Below are 23586 nucleotides of genomic sequence, written 5' to 3' on the forward strand. Positions count from 1 at the left end.
AAAAAATCGCAAACATTAGTTTGCGATTTTTTTTATGCTTGTTTTTAATTGAAATATTATTTTTTGGTAACAATTAATAGGACACCATTTTTAGCTTTTTCGCCATAGATTCTTATATGTTTATCTCCTTTAAGAACATTAATAGATGCTATATTGTTTGGATCTAGATTTTCCATTTCCTCTTTGGTAGACTCTTTTTCGTCTATAAATATTAAAGGACTGTTTTCTGAGTCTGTAGAAATAAATAGTTTGTTGTCTTTTGTCTTTGCTTTAACAATCTGTACGTCATTTGCGCCTCCTTTTTCAACAACCCAAGTTTGACCATTTTGACCTGGAATAATTTCTTCATTTACTATATTTCCATCCTTATCTTTCGAGGTAAATTTTACTTTCTCTTTATTTTCTGAAGCTTCCGTATTTAAATCAATAGTAGTAGCTTTTCTTCTAATAACAACTTTAGTGTCTTTGTTATTGCTGTCTTCTGTAATAACTTCAACCTTAGCATTCTGTTCTTCTTCCGATAAAATAAAAGCATTATTGTCCGATTCCGATGGTACAATAGCAGTAGTGCCGTCTTCTGTAACAACTGTTTCATTCGCTTCTATGGTGCTAATAGAAATACTATAGTCTTGGCTATTGTAGATTATTTTAATGGGTTTAATAGCGTTATTCGAATTAGAGCTAAAATTAGTTTTCATCTTTTTAGAACTCGCTTCTATTGCAATCGCTATAATTTCATTTCGATCGTTTCTTTCAATTTTCTTAAAATTAAGAGTGACATCTTTCGTTTTAAATTCGGAAATTACTTTGTCTAATGCCACATCCGAAAAATTCTTAGTAATTATAACCGTTTCCATAGCTCCAATCGTTTGTTTGAAATTAGAAGTATTGGTATTCAAGTAAATTTCTTTCGTATTAAAACTCATTAAGAAAAGCGTTAATAATGGTAATACTAATACATATTTTAATGCATTTAATTTTCTAGATTTTGATTTGTGTAACATAACGATTCGTTTTTTAATTAATGAAGTGTAAAAGTTGTTTGCTAATGCTAATGACTGGTTAGCAATGCTTGTTTTAAGTAAAACATATTCATAACTCTTTTTATTGGTCGAATTACGTTGCGCATGTTTGTCGGCAATAAACTCTAAATTTTGCTGTACTTCTTTTTTATAAAGCCAGATAAACGGATTAAACCAAAACACAACAGTCGCGAATTGTATGCAAAGAATGTCTATAGAATGGAATTGCTTTGCATGCACTTTTTCGTGATTAATGATATGTTCTAATTCTGTAGGGCTAAACGGTTTCTTATTATACACAATAAAGTGGAAAAAAGAGAAAGGAGAAATGGACTCTTCGGTTTCTATATGTAGGAAGCCATTTTTTTTGGTGGATTTATTTTTACGCAATACACGAAACAAGGATACAAACTCTATAATTAGTTTTAAGAAAAAGAAACTAACGCCAAGCACATAAATACTTGCTAATCCCAGGAAGGTATAGTCGAAACTTGTAGTGGTTGTAATATTTATGTTTTCTGTAAATTTAGAGAGGTCTATTGTGGTATTTGGACTTTCTATGTAAATCGGAATTATTAATAAAGGCAAACAAATAGTAGCTAGTAAGCCTATTAATAAAAACCATCGGTTACTTTCAAAAAAAGTTTCACGGTGCAAAAAAACTTTGTAGCATAAATAGAATAGTGCTGTAATAGCAGATGCTTTTAAAAAATACTCCATACTTATTTTTTTTGTTCAATGATAGAAATAATCTCTTTTAACTCAGCAACACTTATTTTCTCTTCTTTAGCAAAAAAGGAAACTACATTTTTATAAGAGCTGTTAAAATAGTTGTCTATGGCCGTATTCATAAATTTCTTCTTATAGGCTTCTTTGGTTATAATAGGAAAGTATTGGTGCGTTTTTCCGAAGGCATTATAACTAACATAATCTTTCTCCTCTAAATGTCTAATAATAGTAGAAAGGGTATTATAGTGCGGTTTTTCTTCTTCAATTTCCTGTAATACATCTTTTACAAAAGCCTTTTCTAGCTTCCATAATATGTGCATAATTTCCTCTTCTTTATTCGTTAGCTTTTGCATCGAAAATATATTTTTGTTCCCATGAAAATGGGAATCTAGTTTACTGTCTCAAATGTATAACTATTTTTATAGTTATACAACTGTAAATATAGTTATTCAACTAAGTTTTAAGTTTTGTTTTTTCATTTGGAAGAAATACTATCTTCGTAAAAAAAAATAATTATGAGTATTGCTTTTTTAATTTTAGGCTTTGTTTTATTAGTAATAGGAGGAGAGTTTCTAGTTAGGGCTTCGGTTGCTTTATCTTTTAAATTAAACATATCTAAAATTGTAATTGGTATGACAGTGGTTTCTTTTGCTACTTCTGCTCCAGAATTACTAGTAAGTTTAAACGCCGCTTTGTCTGGCTCACCAGCAATAGCAATAAATAATGTGGTAGGTTCTAATATTGCAAATATTGGTTTGGTACTTGGTATTACTGCAATAGTTGGCGCTATTGGTGTAGATAAGTCTTTTTATAAAGTAAACTGGCCAGTAATGATGCTATTCTCTATTGCGCTTTATTATTTTCTTTGGAATGATAATCAATTAACAGCTATAGAAGGAGCAATACTTTTTGCAGCTTTAATTGTATTTATAATCTATTTAATTAAAAGTCAAAAAAATGAAGATGCTTCCGAAGAAGTAGATGATACTTTAGCAATTGTTTCTAATTTTAAAATGATTATTTGGTTGCTTATAGGTGCTTTAGCTTTGTACTTTGGTAGTGAGTGGTTGGTAAAAGGAGCTACAGAAATTGCGACACAACTTGGGGTTAGCGAAGCGGTGATTGGTGTAACTATGATTGCTATAGGAACAAGTGTTCCAGAACTTGCAGCTTCTGTAATAGCAGCAGCTAAACAGGAAAAAGCAATTTCTTTGGGTAACTTAATTGGTTCTAATATTTTTAATATTGGTTCTGTACTGGGTTTAACTTCTATGATAAAAACCATTCCTGTGACAGAGCCTTTGATATTATCTCGCGATATATTTTGGATGTTAATCTTTGCTGCTAGCGTATTGATTTTAGCACTTTTACCTAAAAGGCATGAGATTAATAAAATTAAAGGATTTGGTTTAGTAATGCTTTACGGTATTTTTATTGTCTTAGTATTTAGAGGATAAAAAGAAGCGATTTAATACAATAGTCTTTTTAATAGGTAATTAAATAAAGGGAATAGTATTAAGGGATATTTGCAGATTTATCTAAATACTTTTTTATAGTGAGCGTATTTAGAGGATAAAAAAAAAGGCTATCTAATAAGACAGCCTTTTTAATGGATAATTGAAATAATGTAAATTTTATTAACTAATATTAGCAGACTTCACAGTCTTAATAATTCTACCAGCAATTTTATATGGATCTCCATTAGAAGCAGGTCTTCTGTCTTCTAACCATCCTTTCCAGCCTTTTTCTACTGTAATAATAGGAATTCTAATAGAAGCTCCTCTATCCGATACGCCATAAGAGAAATCGTCAATAGATGCAGTTTCATGATCTCCTGTTAAACGTTGGTCGTTAAACTCACCATAAACAGCCATATGTTCTTTTACAACAGGTCTGAATGCTTCACATATTTTTTCGTATGTTTCTTTACTACCACATGTTCTTAAAACAGTATTAGAGAAATTGGCATGCATTCCAGATCCATTCCAATCCATATCTCTACCTAATGGTTTTGGATGGTATTCAATATAATAACCATATTGTTCTGTTAATCTATCTAGTAAATAACGAGAAACCCAAATTTCATCACCTGCTTGTTTAGCTCCTTTTGCAAACAATTGGTATTCCCATTGTCCGGAAGCAACTTCTTGATTAATTCCTTCGAAATTTAAACCTGCATCAATACATAAATCTGCGTGCTCTTCTACTAGTTTTCTACCATGTGTATGTAAACCTCCAACAGAACAGTAATACATTCCTTGTGGTGCAGGATAACCACCAATAGGGAATCCTAACGGTAATTGTGTTTTAGTATCCATTATAAAATACTCTTGCTCAAAACCAAACCAGAAATCATTATCTTCATCTTCAATGGTAGCTCTACCATTAGAAACGTGCGGCGTACCATCTGCATTTAATACCTCTGTCATTACTAAATAACCATTTCTTCGTGTAGGATCTGGATAAATTGCAACTGGTTTTAATAAGCAATCAGAAGCACCTCCAGATGCTTGTTTAGTAGAGGAACCATCAAAAGACCACATTCCTAATTCTTCAATTGTTCCTTGAAAGTCTTCATGCTCTTCTACTTTGGTTTTACTTCTCATATTTTGAGTTGGGAAATACCCATCTAACCAAATGTATTCTAATTTAATTTTTGCCATAATACTTCAAATTATATTAATATGATGTTGGTAAATATAGGTAATTTTCATTATTACCTATGAAAAAATAGATCACTTATCGTGAGTTTTATTAAATTATGGTTAATAACCCTATTTTTTTTAGGGTATTTCTTTTTTTGAAGCTAATAATTGTAAATTCGTAAAATAAATTAAAAACATTTTTATGTCCACTTTAAGATTTTTTGCAGTAAAAGAAACCTATAATAGAAAGCCAGTTTATATTGAAGAAAAGGAACGTCGTTCTTCCATTTTTGGTGCTAATGTTTTTAATGAAGACACCATGCGACAATATTTAACTAAAGAAGCACTTAAAAGTGTGCAAGATGCTATTAAAAATGGTTCAAAAATAGATAGAGTAATTGCAGATCATATCTCTACTGGTATGAAAGAGTGGGCAATATCTAAAGGAGTTACACATTACACACATTGGTTTCAGCCACTAACAGGAGCTACCGCAGAAAAGCACGATGCGTTTTTTGAGCCTGTTGGAAATGGTAGAGCAATAGAGAAATTTGAAGGCGGACAACTAGTACAGCAAGAACCAGATGCATCTAGTTTTCCAAATGGCGGAATACGTAATACTTTTGAGGCCCGTGGTTACACCGCTTGGGACCCAACTTCGCCAGCATTTATTTATGGTACAACACTTTGTGTGCCTACCGTTTTTGTTTCCTATACGGGAGAAGCATTAGATTATAAAACACCCTTACTTCGTGCATTACAAGCCGTGGATCAAGCCGCAGTTGCCGTTTGTAAATATTTTGATAAAAATGTCAAGAAAGTAAATGCTTCTTTAGGTTGGGAGCAAGAGTATTTCTTAATCGATCTTGCTTTGGCCAATTCTCGTCCAGATATAGTGTTAACTGGTCGTACGTTATTAGGGCATTCTCCTGCAAAAGGACAACAATTAGATGATCACTATTTTGGTACCATACCAAATCGTGCAATGGCGTATATGCGGGACTTAGAAACCGAATGTATGCTACTTGGTATTCCTGTTAAAACAAGACATAATGAAGTGGCACCTAATCAATTTGAATTGGCGCCAGTTTATGACGAAGCGAATCTTGCAGTAGATCATAATTCCTTATTAATGGATGTGATGGATAAAATTGCTGCGCGACATAACTTTAAAGTGCTTTTTCATGAAAAACCATTTGCGGGAGTAAACGGTTCTGGGAAACATAATAATTGGAGTTTGGCCACAGATACCGGAGTTAATCTTTTGAGTCCGGGGAAAACACCAATGAGTAATCTGCAATTCTTAACCTTTTTTATAAATACTATTAAAGCGGTTTATGATAATGAAGAACTTCTTCGTGCTGCAATAGCATCGGCCAGTAATGATCATCGTTTGGGTGCAAATGAAGCGCCTCCTGCAATTATTTCCGTATTTATAGGAGAACAATTAACCAAAACATTAAGCGAGCTAGAAAACGTTACTAATGGTAAATTGTCTCCTGAAGAAAAAACAGATTTAAAATTGAATGTAGTTGGTAAAATTCCAGATGTTTTATTGGATAATACAGATAGAAACAGAACTTCTCCTTTTGCGTTTACCGGAAATAAATTCGAATTTAGAGCAGTAGGATCTACAGCGAATTGTGCAAATCCAATGACCGTTTTAAACGCTATTGTAGCAAAACAATTAATAGAGTTTAAGGGAGAAGTAGATGCATTAATTGAAAAGAAAAGTTTAAAAAAGGACGAAGCTGTCTTTAATATATTAAGAGAATATATCAAGAAATCTAAAAATATTTTATTCGAAGGAAATGGGTATGGTGAAGCTTGGGAAAAAGAAGCTAAAAAACGTGGATTGAGCAATAATAAAACCACTCCGGAAGCATTAAAAGCTAAAATCTCCAAAAAAGCGATCGATCTGTATGGTGATTTGGGTATTATGAATAAAGTAGAAGTAGAAGCGCGTTACGAAATAGAGGTAGAGCAATATACCATGCGTTTACAAATAGAAAGTCGTGTGCTAGGTGATGTCGCAAGAAATCATGTCGTGCCAACTGCTGTGAAATATCAAAACGTTTTAATAGAAAACGTGAGAGGACTTAAAGAAATTTATGGTGCTGATTTTAAAAAATTAGCGAAAGAACAAATGGTTTTAATCGAAGAAATCTCTGGTCATTTAGAATCTTTAAATTCTAATGTTACTAAAATGACTAACGAACGTAAAAAAGCGAATAATCTGGCAGATATAGAGAAAAAAGCAGAGGCATATTGCTTTAAAGTAAAGCCACTCTTCGATGATATTAGATACCATTGTGATAAGCTCGAGTTATTGGTCGATGATGAGCTTTGGCCACTAACAAAATATAGAGAATTACTATTTACCAACTAGACATAATTCTTCCTTCATTTAAAGGTCGCTTTCATAAAAGTGGCCTTTTTTATGGAGCAAAAGTTAATACTTTGTATTTTGTCTAATATAATTCACATGTCAACGAATACTTTGGTTAATAGGAGTTTAGTAGCTTTGTTTTCTTTACTTTAGCAGAGCTATTAATCAATAATCAATTTAAAATGAAGAGGCTTTTCTTAAGTGTCCTTATGCTCATGGTTGCGACTTTTATATTCTCGCAGGCTAGTAAAGAAAAAAAGACACAAGATTTCAAAAAAGATTTAGTACAGACAAAACAAGTAGTGCAACATAAATAGTAACTAGTTATAGTTAGTAGTTAACTCTGCGAGTTATTATGTGTTGATTTAAGTTTTTAAGTATTTTTAATAAAGACAAATGAACTTGCTTCATTTGTCTTTATTGTTTTAAATTAAATCCATATTTATAAAAAAATCAGCTAAAATGATTTCAAATTTCAAACAAGTTTCTCTAGTTTTATTTCTGTGTTTTTGTACTGCTCAAATACGTTCACAAACCCAAAAGGAAGCGAGTAAACAAACAAAAGACAAATCACATACTTTTTTTTATAAATATAGAGCAGATAATGTTTTTACTGCCGCTTTGGGTACGGCCGTAATTAATGGGGATTACCAAGATCCGTTATTCGAGTTTTATGGTCAAGTAGGTTATAAAAGATATATTAATCCTTATATTAATGTGAATTTTACCTACAACAAATTCAATCTTGCACATAAAAATATTAGTAATAATGGGTACATGTCTTTTGATCTTAATGTAGAAAGTACCATAATGCCAGATCACTTCTTTACACCTTTTATTTTTGCAGGCGCAGGACTTAATGCGTCTAACTATTTTGCAGCAACTGGAATGAAAATACAAGGAGGTCTTGGTCTAGAATATATCATTATGGAAGATTTTGGTATAAAACTGTTTACAGATTATAACCATACTTTTTCAGATGAATTGGATGGAAAAGTGTTTGGAGATGCAAACGATGTGTATTGGAGAATTGCTTTTGGAATAAATTATTACTTTGGTAATTCTAATAAAAAGAAAAAAATACCAAGTAATGAACCAACAATTATTAATTCTAATCCAATAATTCATAATTAACTAAAATACAATTCCTATTTTTGTTGCTCAAAATAGACTCATGAGCCAAGATGTAAGTAAAAGATATGCACAAAGAGGAGTTTCTGCTTCTAAAGAAGATGTGCATAACGCTATTAAAAATATAGATAAAGGTTTATTTCCAAAAGCATTCTGTAAAATTGTTCCAGATTATTTAACGAATGATGATGACTATTGTTTAATTATGCATGCAGATGGTGCAGGAACAAAATCATCTCTAGCCTATATGTACTGGAAAGAAACAGGAGATATTTCTGTTTGGAAAGGTATTGCACAAGATGCACTTATCATGAATATTGACGATTTGCTTTGTGTTGGAGCAACAGACAATATCATGCTTTCCTCTACCATTGGAAGAAATAAAAACCTAATTACAGGCGAAGTGCTTTCGGCAATCATTAATGGTACCGAAGAGCTTATTCAAGACTTAAAAACCTTTGGTGTTACTATTCATTCTACAGGAGGCGAAACTGCAGATGTTGGTGATTTAGTGCGAACTATTATTGTAGATTCCACAGTAACAGCAAGAATGAAACGTACAGATGTTGTAGATAATGCAAACATTAAACCTGGTGATGTTATTGTTGGTTTAGAAAGTTTTGGTCAAGCCACTTATGAGAAAGAATATAATGGAGGAATGGGAAGCAATGGCTTAACTTCTGCAAGACATGATGTATTCGCAAAATATTTGGCAGAAAAATATCCAGAAAGTTTTGATGCTTCCGTACCAGAAGAATTAGTGTACTCTGGAAATATTAAATTAACAGATGCTGTACAAGATTCTCCGATTGATGCAGGAAAACTAGTATTATCACCAACAAGAACCTATGCGCCAATTATTAGTGCCATCTTGTCCAAATACAATAGTGATCGTTTACACGGTATGGTACATTGTTCTGGAGGGGCACAAACTAAAATACTTCACTTTATAGATAATCTACATATTGTAAAAGACAATATGTTTACGGTGCCACCATTATTTAAACTTATTCAAGAACAATCTAAAACAGATTGGAAAGAAATGTACCAAGTATTTAATTGTGGTCATAGAATGGAATTATATGTAACTCCAGAAATAGCCGAAGATATTATCGCTATTTCAAAATCCTTTAATGTGGATGCTAAAATTATTGGTAGCGTAGAAGCTTCAGAAAATAAAAAGCTAACTATTAAAAGTGAATATGGCGTTTTTGAGTATTAATACATTTATCGATATTAGCGTCTTATTAAAAGCAATATCTTAATGAGTTTTGAAAAAAAAGCACTGCTTATTATTTCGCTACTCTTATTAGTAATTAATATATATGTTATTTCTGAATACACCTTTTCGGAAAACAGAATATTAAGATTTATAAGCGTATTTGTTTATTTTTTATTATTCCTTTATTTTAAAGGGTATAAAAACAAGGCTATCTTGTTCATTTTTGTGAGCTTTTTAATTTCTGCCTTTTTTATGCTTTTTTATGATGATAGAATCTATAATAAGCTAACTTCATTGTTTTCAATTGCTGGTTATTTAGTGTTATTAATTAGCGGATTGAAAAGATTACAATTAAAAAAAGTGAATAAATTTCTTATTGCTTTTTTTGTGGTAATAATTTTTTTAAACTTTTTTTTCTTAGATCAATTACTCACGTTTATAACATATAAACTGCATGACGGCTTGCAACAAATAATACTCTATTTCTATGGTATTGTGCTTATTCTAGCATGTGTTTTTGCCGGAAACTATAATTTCACAGCCAATACTACAAAGGCTATGTATTATATGTCTTTTGTTTTTGGTTTTGCGCTTTCCGATTTTTTTATGGTACTAGCTTATTATTTTAATATTAACCTATTATTTATTCCAGGAATATCTTTTTATCTTTTTGCTTTATTTTTTATGGTACGATATGCTATTGATGATTATAGTGAGGAATATGTGGGATTAGACGACTAACAATAAAAACGAGCTTTCTACCGTTTTCTTGTTAAAAACTGTTAAAAAGATTAAATACTTTGTTGAAGTATTTAAATTCGTATGCTATTAAAATTTACCCATGAAAAAAGTTTTATTCCTACTACTCGTTTTTGCTATTCAATTTACTTTTGCACAATCTGATTCTACGGCTGTAGATACTACCTTTAGAGAAAGTTTTCCTAAATGGAAAAACAAAAACATTGCTACTCTAGATGTAAGTGAGGTCGCTTTTGTTAATTGGAATTCTGGAGGAAGTAACTCTATTTCCGCATTATTAGGTATTGTTAGCCAAGCAAACTATAAATTCAAACACTTTTTTTGGAATAATAATATTAATATTCGATATGGGATTAATAAGCAACAAGAACAAGAGTTTAGAAAAACGGAAGATATCATTGAGGTTAACTCCAATGTTGGTTATCGACGAGATAGTTTAACTAATTGGTTTTTTACTTCTAGATTTAATTTTAAAACGCAGTTTACAAATGGGTATACGTATCCAAATACCACAAATGTAATCTCTAAAATTATGGCGCCAGGTTATTTGTTTTATGGCGTAGGTATTGAATATGGTAAAAACATAGAAAAACTTTCTGTTTACTTTTCTCCAGCAACTACTAAATCTACTTTTGTTTTAGATCAAGAGTTAGCAAACGCAGGAGCATTTGGTGTTAAACCAGCTATTTTAGATGAAAATGAAAATGTGATTAAAAATGGGGAGCAAGTACGAAATGAGTTCGGAATACTAATTACAAATGCCTACGAAACAGAAATAGCTACCAATATTTATATGAAACATGCAGTCAACTTTTATACCGATTACCTTAATGGCTTCGGAAACATAGATGTAGACTGGCAAGTGAACTTAGATTTTAAAGTAAATAATTACATTAGAGCGAATCTAGGTTCGCATTTAAAGTATGATAATGATGTGAAAAATCTGATGGCTATTAGTGAAGAAAATGAAGAGGAAGCATATGTAGAAGAAGGAGCCAGAGTACAATGGAAGCAAATTCTAGGTATTGGTGTGGTTGTAGATTTTTAGTGTATACTATTTGCACTTAAGTAGTTGAAGAACTCTAAATCTTTTAAATCTATAATCTGTTTTGTATACCCATTTTTAAGTAAGTAGATAGCATCTGCCGTATCGATAATGTCTTTGTACATATGATCGGTGATGATGATAATTTTATGCTGTTTTTCTTCGGTAATCAGCGTTTTTAGTTTCTCTATATAAAGCGGGGCAATATGAGAAAAAGGCTCATCTAATAAAATAATTTTACTTTTCCCTTTTAGTATTAAATAGGTTTCTACTAAACGACGTTCTCCGCCAGAAAGCAAATGGATCTTACTGTTTTTGTATTTTGAAAAACCTTCAAAAGTAGTCGTGAAAGTTTCCCAAGATACCTCTAAAATTTTAAAAATGGTTTTCAGTTTTAAGCCTTTCGGAACAAAATTGTATTGTGGTAATAAACTAACGCTTTTAGTTAAGTACAAAGGTTTTGTAATCGGTTTGCTATCTATTCTTACTAGTTTATATTTAGGTTGTAATGCACCAAATATTATTTGTAGTAAACAACTTTTTCCGCAACCATTACTGCCAAGAATAGCAGTAACTTTTCCTGTTTCTGCTTTCAGATAAATTCCGTTTAACACTAACTTATTGGAAAAGGAAAGCTCTACATTATCTATCTCTAAAATCATAGTATTGTTTTTGCTATTAGAAGAAAAGGAACAGATAGAATAACATCCATAATAAATATAGAAGCATATAATTTAAAAGTAGAAATACCAGCATTTTTATAAAACACTAAATTGGTTTTTGCTTTTGTTTCTCGAATATAATACCATAGAAATATGGTAAGAAGTAGCTTTAGCAATACAAGAACAGCAATATTGCTTCCTGCTAAAACATTAATTATAAACGACCAGAGAAGGAACGGTTTGTAAAAAATAAAAATAAGTTTTAGCGATTTCATGTCTCCTAATTAAAGCGTTTTTTCTGGTATTACTAAATACATTTAGAAAGGTTTAACAATATATCAAGCAAAACCTTTTATCAAGAATATAAAAGCAAGAGATACAGAACAATCTATTAAAAATAAAATACTGAGTAGTTTTAGGTTAGAAACGCCAACCATTTTATAAAAGCCAATTCTTCTTCTAACGCTAGCATCTTTTAGTAATAACCAAAATAAAATAACTACAAACAACTTGGTTAAAATAGTGAGTGCAAAGCTTTGGCTGACTATTAAAACAAGAAGGTTTATAGAAAAAGACCACAGAAATAGTGGTTTGTAATATGCAAGTATTCCTTTTAGCAGTTTCATGAGTACTATTAAAACGCAAAAGTGCACTAATTATTTTCATAACAATATTGCTAGTCTATACACTATATAAAATCCATAAATTATCGTATTTTTGGCATACAATTTTTTAGAAGATAGATGTTAGATAAATTACAAATAGTAAAACAACGTTTTGATGAGGTTAGTGATTTAATCATTCAACCAGATATTATTACCGATCAAAAGCGTTATGTAGAGTTAAATAAAGAATACAAAGACTTACGCCTTTTAATGGATAAACGTGAGCAATATATAGAGTTTACAGATAATTTAGCAGAAGCAGAAGCGATTATTGCAGATGGTAGTGATGCCGAAATGGTAGAAATGGCTAAAATGCAATATGACGAAGCCAAAGAAGGGATTCCTAAGTTAGACGATGAGATTCGTGTTCTTTTAATTCCTAAAGATCCGCAAGATTCTAAAAATGCGGTGGTAGAACTGCGTGCAGGAACTGGTGGAGATGAAGCTAGTATTTTTGCTGGAGATTTATTCAGAATGTATACCAAATACTGCGAAGGTAGAGGATGGAAAGTAGATACTGTAGATTATAGTGAAGGTACCAATGGCGGTTTTAAAGAAATTCAATTTGAAGTTACCGGTAATGATGTGTACGGAACTTTAAAATTTGAAGCTGGTGTACATCGTGTACAACGTGTACCACAAACCGAAACACAAGGTCGTGTACATACTAGTGCAGCAACGGTTATGGTATTTCCAGAAGCCGAAGAGTTTGATGTAGAAATAAACCCAAAAGATGTACGTATCGATTTTTTCTGTTCTTCAGGACCAGGAGGACAATCAGTAAATACAACGTATTCTGCAGTGCGTTTAACGCACGTTCCAACCGGATTGGTAGCACAGTGTCAAGACCAGAAATCACAACATAAAAATAAAGAGAAAGCATTTAAAGTATTGCGTTCTCGTTTGTATGATATGGAGTTGGCGAAGAAAAATGAAGAAGATGCCGCTTTACGTGGTACCATGGTAACTTCTGGAGATAGAAGTGCTAAAATTAGAACGTACAATTATTCACAAGGTCGTGTAACAGATCACCGAATTGGATTAACACTTTACGATTTACAAAATATTGTAAATGGCGATATTCAAAAAATTATAGACGAATTACAACTAGCAGATAACACAGAGAAGTTAAAAGCTAGTGACGAACACCTTTAATAATAAGCCTCTTTTTTGAGGCTTTTTTAATGACAAATAAAAATGATTTGTCATTCCGCACTGGATGCGGAATCCACTAATAATAAAAATAGATTCTGCGTCGTAGCGCAGAATGACAAAATATTATCGATGAACACAAAAGAACTTGTAAATCAGATCCAAAAAAAGAAATCCTTTCTATGTATAGGATTAGATGTCGATGTGAATAAAATTCCGCAACATCTTTTAAAAGAAGAAGATCCAATATTCGCGTTTAATCAAGCGATTATAGATGCAACACATCATGTATGTGTGGCGTATAAACCAAATACCGCTTTTTATGAAGCGTACGGATTAAAAGGATGGAGAGCTTTAGAAAAGACTATCCATTATTTAAACGAAAAGTATCCGGAAATTTTTACCATTGCAGATGCAAAACGTGGTGATATTGGTAATACAAGTACGATGTATGCCAAAGCTTTTTTTGAAGATTTAGCTTTTGATAGTGTAACGGTTGCTCCATATATGGGAAAAGATTCCGTAGAGCCATTTCTAGCTTTTGAAAATAAGCATACTATTATGTTGGCTTTAACGTCTAATGAAGGTGCTTTCGATTTTCAAACCAAGCAAGTAGAAGGAAAAGAATTATATAAACAGGTTTTAGAAACCTCTAAAAACTGGAAAAATTCGGAAAACCTAATGTATGTAGTCGGTGCTACTAAAACGGAGTGTTTTGCGGAAATTAGAAAGATTGTTCCAAATAGTTTTTTACTAGTTCCAGGCGTTGGTGCACAAGGTGGAAATTTACAAGATGTTTGTAAATATGGAATGAATGAACAAGTTGGTTTACTAATAAATTCTTCTAGAGGAATTATTTACGCTTCCAAAGAACTAGATTTTGCAGATGCAGCTGCAAAAAGTGCAAAAGAACTGCAATCGCAAATGGAAGCATTACTGGCATTGCAAAGAACGAAGCAGTCTTTTTAAATGCAACTAAAAGATCAAATAGGAAGACAATTACATTTTAAATCCGTTCCAAAACGAATTGTCTCCTTAGTGCCTTCTCAAACCGAATTATTATACGATTTAGGTTTAGAATCTTCTATTGTTGGTATTACTAAATTTTGTGTACATCCAAAGCATTTACTAAAAACAAAAACGATTGTTGGTGGTACAAAGCAAATCCATCTAGAAAAGATAAAAGCACTACGACCAGATATTATTCTATGCAATAAAGAGGAAAATACAAAGGAGATTGTTGCTGCTTGTAGTGAAATTTGTATGGTGCATGTTTCCGAAATTGAAACCATTTCCCATTGTATAGAAATGATTCAGCAATATGGCGAAATCTTCAGTAAGAAGGAGGAAACTTTAAATGTTTCAGAGAAAATTCAAAATAATTTAAAAGATTTTCAAAACGATATTCAAGCAAAACCGACTTTAAAAGTAGCGTATTTCATCTGGAAGAATCCGTTTATGGTTGCTGGTAAAAATACCTTCATTGATTATTTATTACAATTAAATAAATTTGAAAATGTTTATGCAGATTTAGGAAGGTATCCGGAAATTGAAATGCAGCAAAATAAAGAAGTAGATGTGGTCTTTTTGTCTAGTGAGCCATATCCTTTTAAGGAAAAACATATAGAAGAATTAGGAGCGTACTATACTAATGCCAAAATACAATTAGTAGATGGCGAAATGTTTTCATGGTATGGTTCTAGACTTATTAAGTCTTTTAGTTATTTTAAGAAGCTACATGTAAGTCTTTAGTATACTTTTTCTTGTATACTACTTCCACAAACTGTATTGCTTTTTTATCCGTAGATCCTAGGCTTAATAACTTGTTTAAATTTGGTTTTATTTTTCCAACCTTGCAAAATTGTGCGCTCATAACTTGTTCTTTATATAAAGTACGAGTTTTCTTCGCGTTTGGATTTTAAGCAAAGGTTAAATAAAAGGTAAATTAAGAAATTACAGAATGTGCTGTATCTCTAGATAGGTATTTTAACTTGTTTAATTTACCTAGAAGTTTAATGGCTCTGTATTCAGAAATATCACTTAATGCGTGATCTGTTTGCCTTAAATTGTAAGCTTGCTCGATAAGGTTTTTGTATTTCTTATCGAGTTTGCTTTGATGCTTTTTTATTAAGTCATTGTTGTTCATTGTAGTAATGTGCTATTAATCAATTAAATATACATTATTTATATTTAATTTAAACGTGTATTATTAAATTTAACAAAAAAAAAGGATTCTTTTAAATCCAACTTTAAAAATCTAATTTGCTTGTAGAAAATAATAGGCTTGGCGTACTTTATATATTCAAATTGACTATTGTTCTTCCTTTTAATTTTCCTTTTAGCATGAACGCCATTTTTTCGTTTAAATCACCTAAAGATATTTCTGTAGCTGCATCTGTTAATCTATCCGTTTTCCATTCGTTAGCTAATTTCTCCCATACTTTTTCTCTATATTTCATTGGGTAATTTTGAGAATCTATTCCTATTAATGTGACTCCTCTTAATATAAAAGGAAATACGGTTAAATCTAGTTTTGGAGATGCAACATTTCCGCAGCAAGTCACAATTCCCATTGGGAAAGTAGCTTTAATAATATTTTGAAGAATTGTTCCTCCAACCGTATCTATACCACCAGCATAAAGTGGTTTTAAAAGTGGTTTTTTATCCATGTTCTCGAAATCTTCCCGCATAATAACTTCATCTGCTCCTAGATTTTTCAAAAAATCAATTTCAGATTCTTTCCCTGTAATGGCAACTGTTTTATATCCTAGTTTTTTTAAAATCAGGAGACTCATAGAACCTACACCACCTGTAGCGCCCGAGACAACTATTGGTCCATCTTCTGGTCTTACAAGTTCACTTAATCTTAATACAGACATTCCAGCTGTTAATCCGGCTGTACCAATAGTCATCGCTTCTTTCATAGAAAGATTTTCTGGTAGCTTAACTGCCCAATCTGCAGGTGCTTGCACGTATTGCGCAAAACCTCCATCCGTATTCATTCCTAAATCATAACTGGTTACAATAACTTGGTCTGAAACTTTAAATTTAGACGATTTAGAAGAAACAACGGTTCCAACGGCATCAATACCTGGCGTGTGCGGGTAATTTCTAGTTACTCCTTTATTTCCTGAAGCAGACAAAGCGTCTTTGTAGTTTAAAGAACTATAGTGTACTTTTATGCGTATTTCTCCTTCGGGTAAATCAGAAAAAGGCATGTCTTTAATGGAAGAAACATAATTGCCATCATTATCTTCTACTCTAAAAGCTTTGTATGTTGTTTGCGTATTCATAGTTGTTCTTTTATTTGTTTTACTTAATTTTACATTAAATTTCGTTAAAAATGTGCTGATATGCAAGAGCTTACATTTTTTGCGCATACGAACATTTTGTGCTGTTTTGTCTGTTTATAAGGCGTTTAAGAATAAAAAAAAATGAAAAAAAGTTATTGTCCAATAGATACATTTATAAATACGATTAAAGGAAAAAGGAAAGGAACTATAATTTTACATCTTTTTCAAGGCGATAAAAGATATAGTGAGTTGGTGAGATTAATGCCAGATATTAGCGAACGAATGATTACCAAACAGCTAAAAGAATTAGAAGTAGATGGATTAATCAATAGAACAGCATTTCCTGAAGTTCCTCCAAGAGTAGAATATAGTTTAACAAAATTAGGTAATGAAATTCATCCTGTTTTGAAAGGAATGTATAAAGGCGGTTTACTTTTTGAAGAAAGTATTAGTAGTTTATAAGTTTCATTTGTTGGTTGAAGTTATTGAATACGAAAGGAAGTGTCGTTGCGACAAACAACTAATAAATAAAAAGCCTTTCAAGAATTATTTCTTCAAAGGCTTTTTATGTTTAATTAATCGAGTAGTCTAAAAGTTCTTCCCTTTAGGAAGGATGTAAGATGAGACTAATCTTGCATAGCAAAAACTTTACGTAATAAATCGGTAGTTCTAGAAGAAGATTTACTTCTTATTTCTTGTTCTTCTACGGCAATCATTTTATAAACGCCATTTAAAGCTTCACCAGTAACATAATCTGTTAAGTCTGGATTTACATTACTTGTAAAAGGAATCGCGTTATACTTGTTAATTAAATTCGCCCAAACCTGATCTGCACCAACTTTACTAAAAGAGTTTTTAATAACAGGATTAAATTTAGCGTATAAAGCGGTTTGCGTTTTGCTTGTTAAGTATTGTGTCGCAGCATCATTTTTACCAAGTAGAATGTTTTTTGCATCAGCAAAAGTAATGTCTTTAACCGCATTAACAAAAATAGGAGTCGCTTCACTTACCGCGTCTTCTGCAGCTCTGTTTAATACTTTTAACCCTTCATCAGCTAAACTACTTAGTCCAATATCACGTAGTGCTTTGTCTACTTTTTGTAATTCTTCAGGTAGAACTATTTTTACCAATTCATTTTTAAAAAAACCGTCTTTCTGGGTTAATTTGGTTACTTGTTTGTCAATACCAAGTTCTAACGCTTCTCGCAAACCAGAGCCAATTTCAGATTCAGAAAGAGAACCAACCTCTTCAGGTAATTGGTCTATTACTTGTTGTAATTCTGCGCATGCAGTAAAATTTAAAATAATAACTAAGGCTAATATTTTTTTCATAATTTATATTTTTTGGATGTAAAGATACTTATTCTTATGGCGTATTTTTAGTGAAATTTTGTTTTGATATGAAATTAAAATTACGCATTCAAAATAACTAATGAAACTAATTGTAAAGTAACTTAAGATTTTTACTAGAAACCAAAATGTCAATAAAAACCGCGTTTTCCGTTATATCTTTTTGCGAAAAACAAAAAGGATGTCACTGCAACCGCTCACGCAAATAGTAACTACGAGAAAATAACCGTTTTATTATTATATACCATTACCTTTCTTTTAATATGAAGTTTAATAGCATTGGCTAAAACTATTTTTTCTAAATCACGTCCTTTTGCTATTAAGTCTTCAATAGCATGTGTGTGGGAAACACGAGCGACATCTTGCTCTATAATTGGTCCGGCATCTAATTCCTCAGTAACATAATGACTGGTTGCTCCAATAATTTTAACACCTCGTTTATAGGCCGAATGATACGGTTTTGCGCCAACAAAAGCGGGTAAAAACGAATGATGAATATTTATAACCTTATTGTTATACTGACTAATTATTTTGCTAGACACTATTTGCATATAACGAGCAAGTACAATAAAGTGGATGCCAAATTCTTTACATAGTTTTAATTGCTGTTCTTCGGCTTCTGCTTTGGTGTCTTTGGTTACCGGAATATGATAAAACGGAATATTAAAGCTATCTGCAATGGGCTTTAAAGTATTGTGGTTACTGATAATAAAAGGAATATCTACATCTAGCTCTCCAGAATTATAACGGCCTAAAATATCATACAAACAATGATCATATTTAGAAACAAATAATGCCATTTTTGGTTTGTTTTCTGCGGAATATATTCGCCATTTCATTTTAAATTGTTCGGCCAAATTAGACTTGAAATTTTCCTTGAAAGCTTCCGTATTAAAAGAGGCTGCTTCAAATTCCCCTTCTAAACGCATAAAGAAAATATCTTGCTCTCTATCCACGTGCTGATCTATGTAAACAATATTTCCTTTATTATTCGCAATAAAATTAGTGACAGTTGCAATGATTCCAGACTGGTCCTTGCAGTTTATAAGTATGGTTAGTTTTTTCATGTTTGTTTTCCGCGAAAGCGAGAATTTTATATATTTTTATTTCTGTAAAAGTAAAAATCTAATAACGAAATAGTTATACTAAATTACTCTAAAAATTTCAGGTTGGCTTTTTGTTTTTAACTTTTAGATAATTACAGATTATAGAGCGATATTTTTGAATATTCCGTAAATTGCAAGCCTAAAATAGATTATATTTTAAGAATGAAACATGCATTTCTTTTTTTTGAAAGTATAGAAAGATAGAAATGCGTGTAACATCTTTTAAATAAAAAGCAATAGAAACCATAAGATGACACAAGCAACACCATACAAACCAAAATATAAAGTAAGAATAGTTACGGCAGCAGCATTATTTGACGGTCATGATGCATCCATAAATATTATGCGTCGTATTATTCAATCTACAGGAGTAGAAGTGATCCATTTAGGTCACGATAGAAGTGTAGATGAGGTTGTAAATACAGCCATTCAAGAAGATGCAAATGCTATTTGTTTAACTTCTTACCAAGGTGGACATAACGAGTATTTTAAATATATGTACGATCTTTTAAAAGAAAGAGGTGCAGAACACATCAAGATTTTTGGTGGTGGTGGTGGTGTAATCCTTCCGTCTGAAATTAAAGAATTAATGGATTATGGTATTGCACGTATTTACTCGCCAGATGACGGTCGTGCGATGGGATTACAAGGTATGATTAACGATTTGGTAGAGCAATCTGACTTTGCAATTGGTGATGTTTTAAATGGGGAATTAGATATTTTACCATCTAAAAATGCAAGAGCAATTGCTAGAGTGATTTCTTCTGCTGAAAACTTTCCAGAAGTTGCAAAAGATACTTTAGATAAAATTCATAAAAAAAATAAGAATTCTAAAACACCGGTTTTAGGAATTACAGGAACTGGAGGGTCTGGAAAATCCTCTTTAGTCGATGAATTGGTTCGTCGTTTTTTAGTAGATTTTCCAGAAAAAACAGTTGGTTTAGTTTCCGTCGATCCTTCCAAACGTAAAACAGGAGGAGCGCTTTTAGGAGATCGAATTAGAATGAATGCCATTAATTCGCCAAGAGTATATATGCGTAGTTTGGCTACTCGTCAATCTAATTTAGCATTATCAAAATATGTAAATGAAGCAGTACAAGTTTTAAAAGCTGCGGAATATGATTTGATTATTTTAGAAACTTCAGGAATCGGACAATCAGATACAGAAATCATGGAGCATTCCGATGTTGCATTATATGTAATGACTCCAGAATTTGGTGCTGCAACGCAATTGGAGAAAATCGACATGTTGGATTTTGCCGATTTAGTTGCCATCAATAAATTTGATAAACGTGGTTCTTTAGATGCGTTACGCGATGTGAAAAAACAATATATGCGTAATAATAATCTTTGGGATGTGCATCAAGATGATTTACCTGTTTATGGTACCATCGCTTCGCAATTTAATGATCCGGGGATGAATACGCTGTACAAAGCGATTATGGATAAGTTGGTAGAAAAAACAGCTTCCGATTTAAAATCGACGTTCCATATTTCTGACGAGATGAGCGAGAAGATTTTCGTTATTCCTCCTTCTAGAACGCGTTACTTATCTGAAATTGCAGAGAGTAATCGTGCGTATGATAAAACAGCAAGAACACAAGAGGAAGTTGCTCAGAAATTATACGGAATTTATAAAACATTAGAATCTGTTTTAGATGCCACACCAGTTTTAGATAAAGCAGGAATTGCTTCAGAATCGATTACTTCTACGGAAGACAATAAAGATTTTGTTAGATTATTAGTTGGCGAATTTGATAGAGTAAAACTAAACTTAGATCCGTACAACTGGGAAGTAATTACCGGTTGGGACGAAAAAGTAAACAAATATAAAAACCCGATTTATAGCTTCAAAGTAAGAGATAAAGAAATTAAAATAGAAACGCATACCGAGTCATTATCGCATTTACAAATTCCAAGAATAGCGCTTCCAAAGTATCAAGCTTGGGGAGATTTATTAAAATGGAGTTTGCAAGAAAACGTACCAGGAGAATTTCCATATACTTCTGGTTTATATCCTTTTAAACGTACAGGAGAAGATCCAGCACGTATGTTTGCAGGGGAAGGAGGACCAGAAAGAACGAACACTCGTTTTCATTATGTAAGTGCAGGTTTGCCAGCAAAACGTTTGTCTACCGCTTTTGATAGTGTGACGCTTTACGGAAACGATCCAGATTTACGTCCGGATATTTACGGTAAAATTGGTAATGCAGGAGTTTCTATTTGTTGCTTAGATGATGCTAAAAAACTGTATTCTGGTTTCGATTTAGCAAATGTAATGACCTCTGTAAGTATGACTATTAACGGTCCTGCTCCAATGTTACTAGGCTTTTTTATGAATGCTGCCATTGACCAACAATGTGAATTTTACATTAAAGAGAATGGTCTTGAAAAAGAAGTGGAAGCTAAAATTGCTAAAATTTATAAAGATAAAACGCGTCCTTTTTATAATGGCGAGTTACCAGAAGGAAATAATGGTTTAGGGTTGATGCTATTAGGTGTTACCGGAGATCAAGTATTACCAGCAGATGTGTATGCCGAGATTAAAAAGAATACGATTGCTCAGGTTAGAGGAACCGTTCAAGCAGATATTTTAAAAGAAGATCAAGCGCAAAATACTTGTATTTTCTCTACCGAATTCGCATTGCGTTTAATGGGAGATGTGCAAGAGTATTTTATCGAGAATAATGTGCGTAACTTTTATTCGGTTTCTATTTCTGGATATCATATTGCAGAAGCAGGAGCAAACCCAATTACACAATTAGCGTTGACTTTATCTAATGGTTTCACGTACGTGGAATATTATTTAAGTCGTGGCATGGACATCAATAAATTTGGTCCAAATCTATCGTTCTTTTTCTCTAACGGAATTGATCCAGAATATGCAGTAATTGGTCGTGTAGCAAGAAAAATTTGGGCGAAAGCAATGAAGCATAAATATGGTGCAAATGCAAGAGCGCAAATGTTGAAATACCATATTCAAACTTCCGGACGAAGCTTACACGCGCAGGAAATTGACTTTAATGATATTCGTACCACGCTTCAAGCATTGTATGCTATTTATGATAACTGTAACTCGTTACATACCAATGCGTATGATGAAGCGATTACAACACCAACGGAAGAATCGGTTAGACGTGCCATGGCAATTCAACTAATTATTAATAAAGAATTAGGTTTAGCTAAAAATGAAAATCCAATTCAAGGATCTTTCATTATTGAAGAATTAACCGATTTAGTAGAAGAAGCTGTGTTGTTAGAATTTGATAGAATTACAGAAAGAGGTGGTGTTTTAGGTGCTATGGAAACTATGTACCAACGTTCTAAAATTCAAGAAGAGAGTTTATATTACGAAACATTAAAACATAACGGGAAGTTCCCAATTATAGGTGTAAATACCTTCTTGAGTTCTAAAGGATCTCCAACCGTTATTCCTAAAGAAGTTATTCGTGCAACGGAAGAAGAGAAGCAATTTCAAATTAAAACTTTAGAAAGCCTTCATGAAGCAAATGATACAGAAGCATTGTTAAAAGATTTACAACATAAAGCGATTAACAATGAGAATATCTTTGAAGCCTTGATGGATGTTTGTAAAGTATGTAGTTTAGGAGAGATTACGGAGTCGTTGTTTGAAGTAGGCGGACAATATAGACGTAACATGTAAGTAGAGAGCCGCTTTTCATTTTTCATGAAAAGCGTGCGAATCACTTATCCCGAACCCGTTTCGGGATCTCAGAGAGCCGCTTTTCATTTTTCATGAAAAGCGTGCGAATCACTTATCCCGAACTCGTTTCGGGATCTCTAAAAAAAAAATAGAACAAACCACTTTTCATGTTTTTTGAAAAGTGGTTTATTCGTTTAAATAAAAAAACAAAGAACATGGCATTTAAACATATTTTCAAGGCCAAAACGCAATGGTCTTCTAGTAAAGGAGAAAGTACATTAGATGCTAGAAGCTACAATAGAAATCACACAGTAAGTATAAAAGGAAAATCAGAACCTTTACAAGTGTCTTCTGCAAAAATTTTTAGAGGAGATGATGCACTTTATAATCCAGAAGATATGCTGTTAAGTGCTGTTTCTTCTTGCCATATGATGTCTTATTTTTATGTGTGTTCGCAAAACGGAATAGAAGTAGTTGCTTATGAAGATCAAGCAGAAGGTGTTTTAGAAGTGGATAATAAAGGAAAAGGACAGTTTGTTTCCATGCAATTAAATCCTGTAGTTGTAGTTAGTAAACAGGAAATGGTGGAAAAGGCAGAAAGCCTTCATGAGCAAGCAAATGCATTATGTTTTATTGCTAATTCCTGTAATTTTCCAATCTCTCATCGCGCAACGATACAAGTAAAGTAGTGTTGTTTTTGGAGTTTATTAAACAAAATTTAGTTTAGGATTTCAAAAATATAAAAACGCAAAG

23 protein-coding genes are annotated in these 23586 nt (G+C 32.3%); 12 read left to right on the forward strand and 11 right to left on the reverse strand.

The features are described from left to right. Nucleotides 1-56: 56 nt before the first annotated feature. The gene (locus tag ACVCZW_RS04740; RefSeq protein ID WP_452231782.1) at nucleotides 57-1742 is read right to left on the reverse strand and encodes a M56 family metallopeptidase; all 1686 of its coding nucleotides are present in this window, start codon (nucleotides 1740-1742) and stop codon (nucleotides 57-59) included. Nucleotides 1743-1744: 2 nt separating this feature from the next. Further along, nucleotides 1745-2104, reverse strand: coding sequence for a BlaI/MecI/CopY family transcriptional regulator (locus ACVCZW_RS04745; protein WP_452228954.1), 360 nt, complete (start codon nucleotides 2102-2104; stop codon nucleotides 1745-1747). Nucleotides 2105-2266: 162 nt separating this feature from the next. Between ACVCZW_RS04745 and ACVCZW_RS04750 the strand changes: the two genes are divergently transcribed. After that, nucleotides 2267-3208 (forward strand): calcium/sodium antiporter, encoded by a 942-nt coding sequence (locus ACVCZW_RS04750; protein ID WP_452228953.1) that lies wholly within the window; start codon nucleotides 2267-2269, stop codon nucleotides 3206-3208. Between the two features lie 180 nt (nucleotides 3209-3388). Here ACVCZW_RS04750 and ACVCZW_RS04755 read toward each other — a convergent pair whose 3' ends face one another. Next, entirely contained in the window at nucleotides 3389-4414 is a 1026-nt protein-coding gene (locus ACVCZW_RS04755) for a glutamine synthetase beta-grasp domain-containing protein (protein ID WP_452228952.1), read from the reverse strand. A 184-nt stretch (nucleotides 4415-4598) separates the two neighbouring features. Between ACVCZW_RS04755 and ACVCZW_RS04760 the strand changes: the two genes are divergently transcribed. From ACVCZW_RS04760 to ACVCZW_RS04780, 5 genes are all read left to right on the forward strand, one after another. After that, the gene (locus ACVCZW_RS04760) at nucleotides 4599-6785 is read left to right on the forward strand and encodes a glutamine synthetase III family protein (protein WP_452231783.1); all 2187 of its coding nucleotides are present in this window, start codon (nucleotides 4599-4601) and stop codon (nucleotides 6783-6785) included. Between the two features lie 462 nt (nucleotides 6786-7247). Further along, the gene (locus ACVCZW_RS04765) at nucleotides 7248-7919 is read left to right on the forward strand and encodes a Curli production assembly/transport component CsgG (protein ID WP_452228950.1); all 672 of its coding nucleotides are present in this window, start codon (nucleotides 7248-7250) and stop codon (nucleotides 7917-7919) included. Nucleotides 7920-7959: 40 nt separating this feature from the next. Then, nucleotides 7960-9138: an AIR synthase related protein gene (locus ACVCZW_RS04770; protein ID WP_452231784.1), complete on the forward strand. Its 1179-nt coding sequence runs from the start codon at nucleotides 7960-7962 to the stop codon at nucleotides 9136-9138. 42 nt (nucleotides 9139-9180) lie between these two features. Further along, nucleotides 9181-9879, forward strand: coding sequence for a hypothetical protein (locus tag ACVCZW_RS04775; protein WP_452228948.1), 699 nt, complete (start codon nucleotides 9181-9183; stop codon nucleotides 9877-9879). Between the two features lie 100 nt (nucleotides 9880-9979). Then, a complete protein-coding gene (locus ACVCZW_RS04780; RefSeq protein ID WP_452231785.1) occupies nucleotides 9980-10945 on the forward strand; it encodes a DUF3078 domain-containing protein in 966 nt (321 codons plus the stop codon). Here the strand turns inward: ACVCZW_RS04780 and ACVCZW_RS04785 are convergent. The 3 genes from ACVCZW_RS04785 to ACVCZW_RS04795 all read right to left on the reverse strand — a co-directional run bounded on the left by ACVCZW_RS04785 (nucleotide 10942) and on the right by ACVCZW_RS04795 (nucleotide 12230). Next, nucleotides 10942-11604, reverse strand: coding sequence for an ATP-binding cassette domain-containing protein (locus tag ACVCZW_RS04785; protein WP_452228946.1), 663 nt, complete (start codon nucleotides 11602-11604; stop codon nucleotides 10942-10944). The two genes, ACVCZW_RS04780 and ACVCZW_RS04785, sit on opposite strands and share 4 nt — an antisense overlap. Then, a complete protein-coding gene (locus ACVCZW_RS04790) occupies nucleotides 11601-11879 on the reverse strand; it encodes a hypothetical protein (protein ID WP_452231786.1) in 279 nt (92 codons plus the stop codon). The genes ACVCZW_RS04785 and ACVCZW_RS04790 overlap by 4 nt, the downstream gene beginning before the upstream one ends. Nucleotides 11880-11942: 63 nt before the next feature. Beyond that, the gene (locus ACVCZW_RS04795) at nucleotides 11943-12230 is read right to left on the reverse strand and encodes a hypothetical protein (RefSeq protein ID WP_452228945.1); all 288 of its coding nucleotides are present in this window, start codon (nucleotides 12228-12230) and stop codon (nucleotides 11943-11945) included. Between the two features lie 117 nt (nucleotides 12231-12347). On the opposite strand from ACVCZW_RS04795, the gene prfA reads away from it, so the two are divergent. The 3 genes from prfA to ACVCZW_RS04810 all read left to right on the forward strand — a co-directional run bounded on the left by prfA (nucleotide 12348) and on the right by ACVCZW_RS04810 (nucleotide 15173). After that, on the forward strand, nucleotides 12348-13424 hold the full coding sequence (prfA, locus tag ACVCZW_RS04800) for a peptide chain release factor 1 (RefSeq protein WP_055445507.1): 1077 nt from the start codon (nucleotides 12348-12350) through the stop codon (nucleotides 13422-13424). 129 nt (nucleotides 13425-13553) lie between these two features. Further along, a complete protein-coding gene (pyrF, locus tag ACVCZW_RS04805) occupies nucleotides 13554-14390 on the forward strand; it encodes an orotidine-5'-phosphate decarboxylase (RefSeq protein WP_452231787.1) in 837 nt (278 codons plus the stop codon). After that, on the forward strand, nucleotides 14391-15173 hold the full coding sequence (locus ACVCZW_RS04810) for an ABC transporter substrate-binding protein (RefSeq protein WP_452231788.1): 783 nt from the start codon (nucleotides 14391-14393) through the stop codon (nucleotides 15171-15173). On the opposite strand, the gene ACVCZW_RS04815 is transcribed toward ACVCZW_RS04810, so the two are convergent. The 3 genes from ACVCZW_RS04815 to ACVCZW_RS04825 form a co-directional block, all read right to left on the reverse strand. Then, nucleotides 15148-15294, reverse strand: a complete 147-nt coding sequence (locus tag ACVCZW_RS04815) for a hypothetical protein (protein ID WP_452228942.1) — start codon at nucleotides 15292-15294, stop codon at nucleotides 15148-15150. The two genes, ACVCZW_RS04810 and ACVCZW_RS04815, sit on opposite strands and share 26 nt — an antisense overlap. Nucleotides 15295-15366: 72 nt before the next feature. After that, a complete protein-coding gene (locus ACVCZW_RS04820) occupies nucleotides 15367-15567 on the reverse strand; it encodes a Lacal_2735 family protein (RefSeq protein ID WP_452231789.1) in 201 nt (66 codons plus the stop codon). Between the two features lie 148 nt (nucleotides 15568-15715). Continuing rightward, nucleotides 15716-16714, reverse strand: a complete 999-nt coding sequence (locus tag ACVCZW_RS04825; protein ID WP_452231790.1) for a YhdH/YhfP family quinone oxidoreductase — start codon at nucleotides 16712-16714, stop codon at nucleotides 15716-15718. A 141-nt stretch (nucleotides 16715-16855) separates the two neighbouring features. Between ACVCZW_RS04825 and ACVCZW_RS04830 the strand changes: the two genes are divergently transcribed. After that, nucleotides 16856-17176, forward strand: a complete 321-nt coding sequence (locus ACVCZW_RS04830; RefSeq protein WP_452228939.1) for a winged helix-turn-helix transcriptional regulator — start codon at nucleotides 16856-16858, stop codon at nucleotides 17174-17176. 164 nt (nucleotides 17177-17340) lie between these two features. On the opposite strand, the gene ACVCZW_RS04835 is transcribed toward ACVCZW_RS04830, so the two are convergent. After that, nucleotides 17341-18045 carry a DUF4197 domain-containing protein gene (locus ACVCZW_RS04835; protein WP_452231791.1) on the reverse strand — a complete coding sequence of 235 codons (705 nt, stop codon included), beginning with the start codon at nucleotides 18043-18045 and terminating at the stop codon, nucleotides 17341-17343. A gap of 230 nt (nucleotides 18046-18275) precedes the next feature. Then, nucleotides 18276-19130, reverse strand: coding sequence for a formyltetrahydrofolate deformylase (gene purU / locus ACVCZW_RS04840; protein WP_452228937.1), 855 nt, complete (start codon nucleotides 19128-19130; stop codon nucleotides 18276-18278). Nucleotides 19131-19419: 289 nt separating this feature from the next. Here purU and ACVCZW_RS04845 point away from each other — a divergent pair, with 289 nt between their 5' ends. Continuing rightward, the gene (locus ACVCZW_RS04845) at nucleotides 19420-22833 is read left to right on the forward strand and encodes a methylmalonyl-CoA mutase family protein (protein ID WP_452231792.1); all 3414 of its coding nucleotides are present in this window, start codon (nucleotides 19420-19422) and stop codon (nucleotides 22831-22833) included. Between the two features lie 215 nt (nucleotides 22834-23048). Next, the gene (locus ACVCZW_RS04850) at nucleotides 23049-23522 is read left to right on the forward strand and encodes an OsmC family protein (protein ID WP_452231793.1); all 474 of its coding nucleotides are present in this window, start codon (nucleotides 23049-23051) and stop codon (nucleotides 23520-23522) included. The last annotated feature ends 64 nt before the right edge of the window (nucleotides 23523-23586 follow it).

This window comes from Lacinutrix sp. MEBiC02595, from assembly GCF_053601555.1.

Bases quoted from the DNA above. Each gene is read 5' to 3' on its own strand.
- purU (WP_452228937.1), bottom strand. From the start codon at position 19,130: ATGAAAAAACTAACCATACTTATAAACTGCAAGGACCAGTCTGGAATC.
- ACVCZW_RS04830 (WP_452228939.1), top strand. From the start codon at position 16,856: ATGAAAAAAAGTTATTGTCCAATAGATACATTTATAAATACGATTAAA.
- ACVCZW_RS04775 (WP_452228948.1), top strand. From the start codon at position 9,181: ATGAGTTTTGAAAAAAAAGCACTGCTTATTATTTCGCTACTCTTATTA.
- prfA (WP_055445507.1), top strand. From the start codon at position 12,348: ATGTTAGATAAATTACAAATAGTAAAACAACGTTTTGATGAGGTTAGT.
- pyrF (WP_452231787.1), top strand. From the start codon at position 13,554: ATGAACACAAAAGAACTTGTAAATCAGATCCAAAAAAAGAAATCCTTT.
- ACVCZW_RS04755 (WP_452228952.1), bottom strand. From the start codon at position 4,414: ATGGCAAAAATTAAATTAGAATACATTTGGTTAGATGGGTATTTCCCA.
- ACVCZW_RS04820 (WP_452231789.1), bottom strand. From the start codon at position 15,567: ATGAACAACAATGACTTAATAAAAAAGCATCAAAGCAAACTCGATAAG.
- ACVCZW_RS04815 (WP_452228942.1), bottom strand. From the start codon at position 15,294: ATGAGCGCACAATTTTGCAAGGTTGGAAAAATAAAACCAAATTTAAAC.
- ACVCZW_RS04825 (WP_452231790.1), bottom strand. From the start codon at position 16,714: ATGAATACGCAAACAACATACAAAGCTTTTAGAGTAGAAGATAATGAT.
- ACVCZW_RS04845 (WP_452231792.1), top strand. From the start codon at position 19,420: ATGACACAAGCAACACCATACAAACCAAAATATAAAGTAAGAATAGTT.
- ACVCZW_RS04740 (WP_452231782.1), bottom strand. From the start codon at position 1,742: ATGGAGTATTTTTTAAAAGCATCTGCTATTACAGCACTATTCTATTTA.
- ACVCZW_RS04780 (WP_452231785.1), top strand. From the start codon at position 9,980: ATGAAAAAAGTTTTATTCCTACTACTCGTTTTTGCTATTCAATTTACT.
- ACVCZW_RS04765 (WP_452228950.1), top strand. From the start codon at position 7,248: ATGATTTCAAATTTCAAACAAGTTTCTCTAGTTTTATTTCTGTGTTTT.
- ACVCZW_RS04810 (WP_452231788.1), top strand. From the start codon at position 14,391: ATGCAACTAAAAGATCAAATAGGAAGACAATTACATTTTAAATCCGTT.
- ACVCZW_RS04835 (WP_452231791.1), bottom strand. From the start codon at position 18,045: ATGAAAAAAATATTAGCCTTAGTTATTATTTTAAATTTTACTGCATGC.
- ACVCZW_RS04850 (WP_452231793.1), top strand. From the start codon at position 23,049: ATGGCATTTAAACATATTTTCAAGGCCAAAACGCAATGGTCTTCTAGT.
- ACVCZW_RS04745 (WP_452228954.1), bottom strand. From the start codon at position 2,104: ATGCAAAAGCTAACGAATAAAGAAGAGGAAATTATGCACATATTATGG.
- ACVCZW_RS04790 (WP_452231786.1), bottom strand. From the start codon at position 11,879: ATGAAATCGCTAAAACTTATTTTTATTTTTTACAAACCGTTCCTTCTC.
- ACVCZW_RS04760 (WP_452231783.1), top strand. From the start codon at position 4,599: ATGTCCACTTTAAGATTTTTTGCAGTAAAAGAAACCTATAATAGAAAG.
- ACVCZW_RS04785 (WP_452228946.1), bottom strand. From the start codon at position 11,604: ATGATTTTAGAGATAGATAATGTAGAGCTTTCCTTTTCCAATAAGTTA.
- ACVCZW_RS04750 (WP_452228953.1), top strand. From the start codon at position 2,267: ATGAGTATTGCTTTTTTAATTTTAGGCTTTGTTTTATTAGTAATAGGA.
- ACVCZW_RS04770 (WP_452231784.1), top strand. From the start codon at position 7,960: ATGAGCCAAGATGTAAGTAAAAGATATGCACAAAGAGGAGTTTCTGCT.
- ACVCZW_RS04795 (WP_452228945.1), bottom strand. From the start codon at position 12,230: ATGAAACTGCTAAAAGGAATACTTGCATATTACAAACCACTATTTCTG.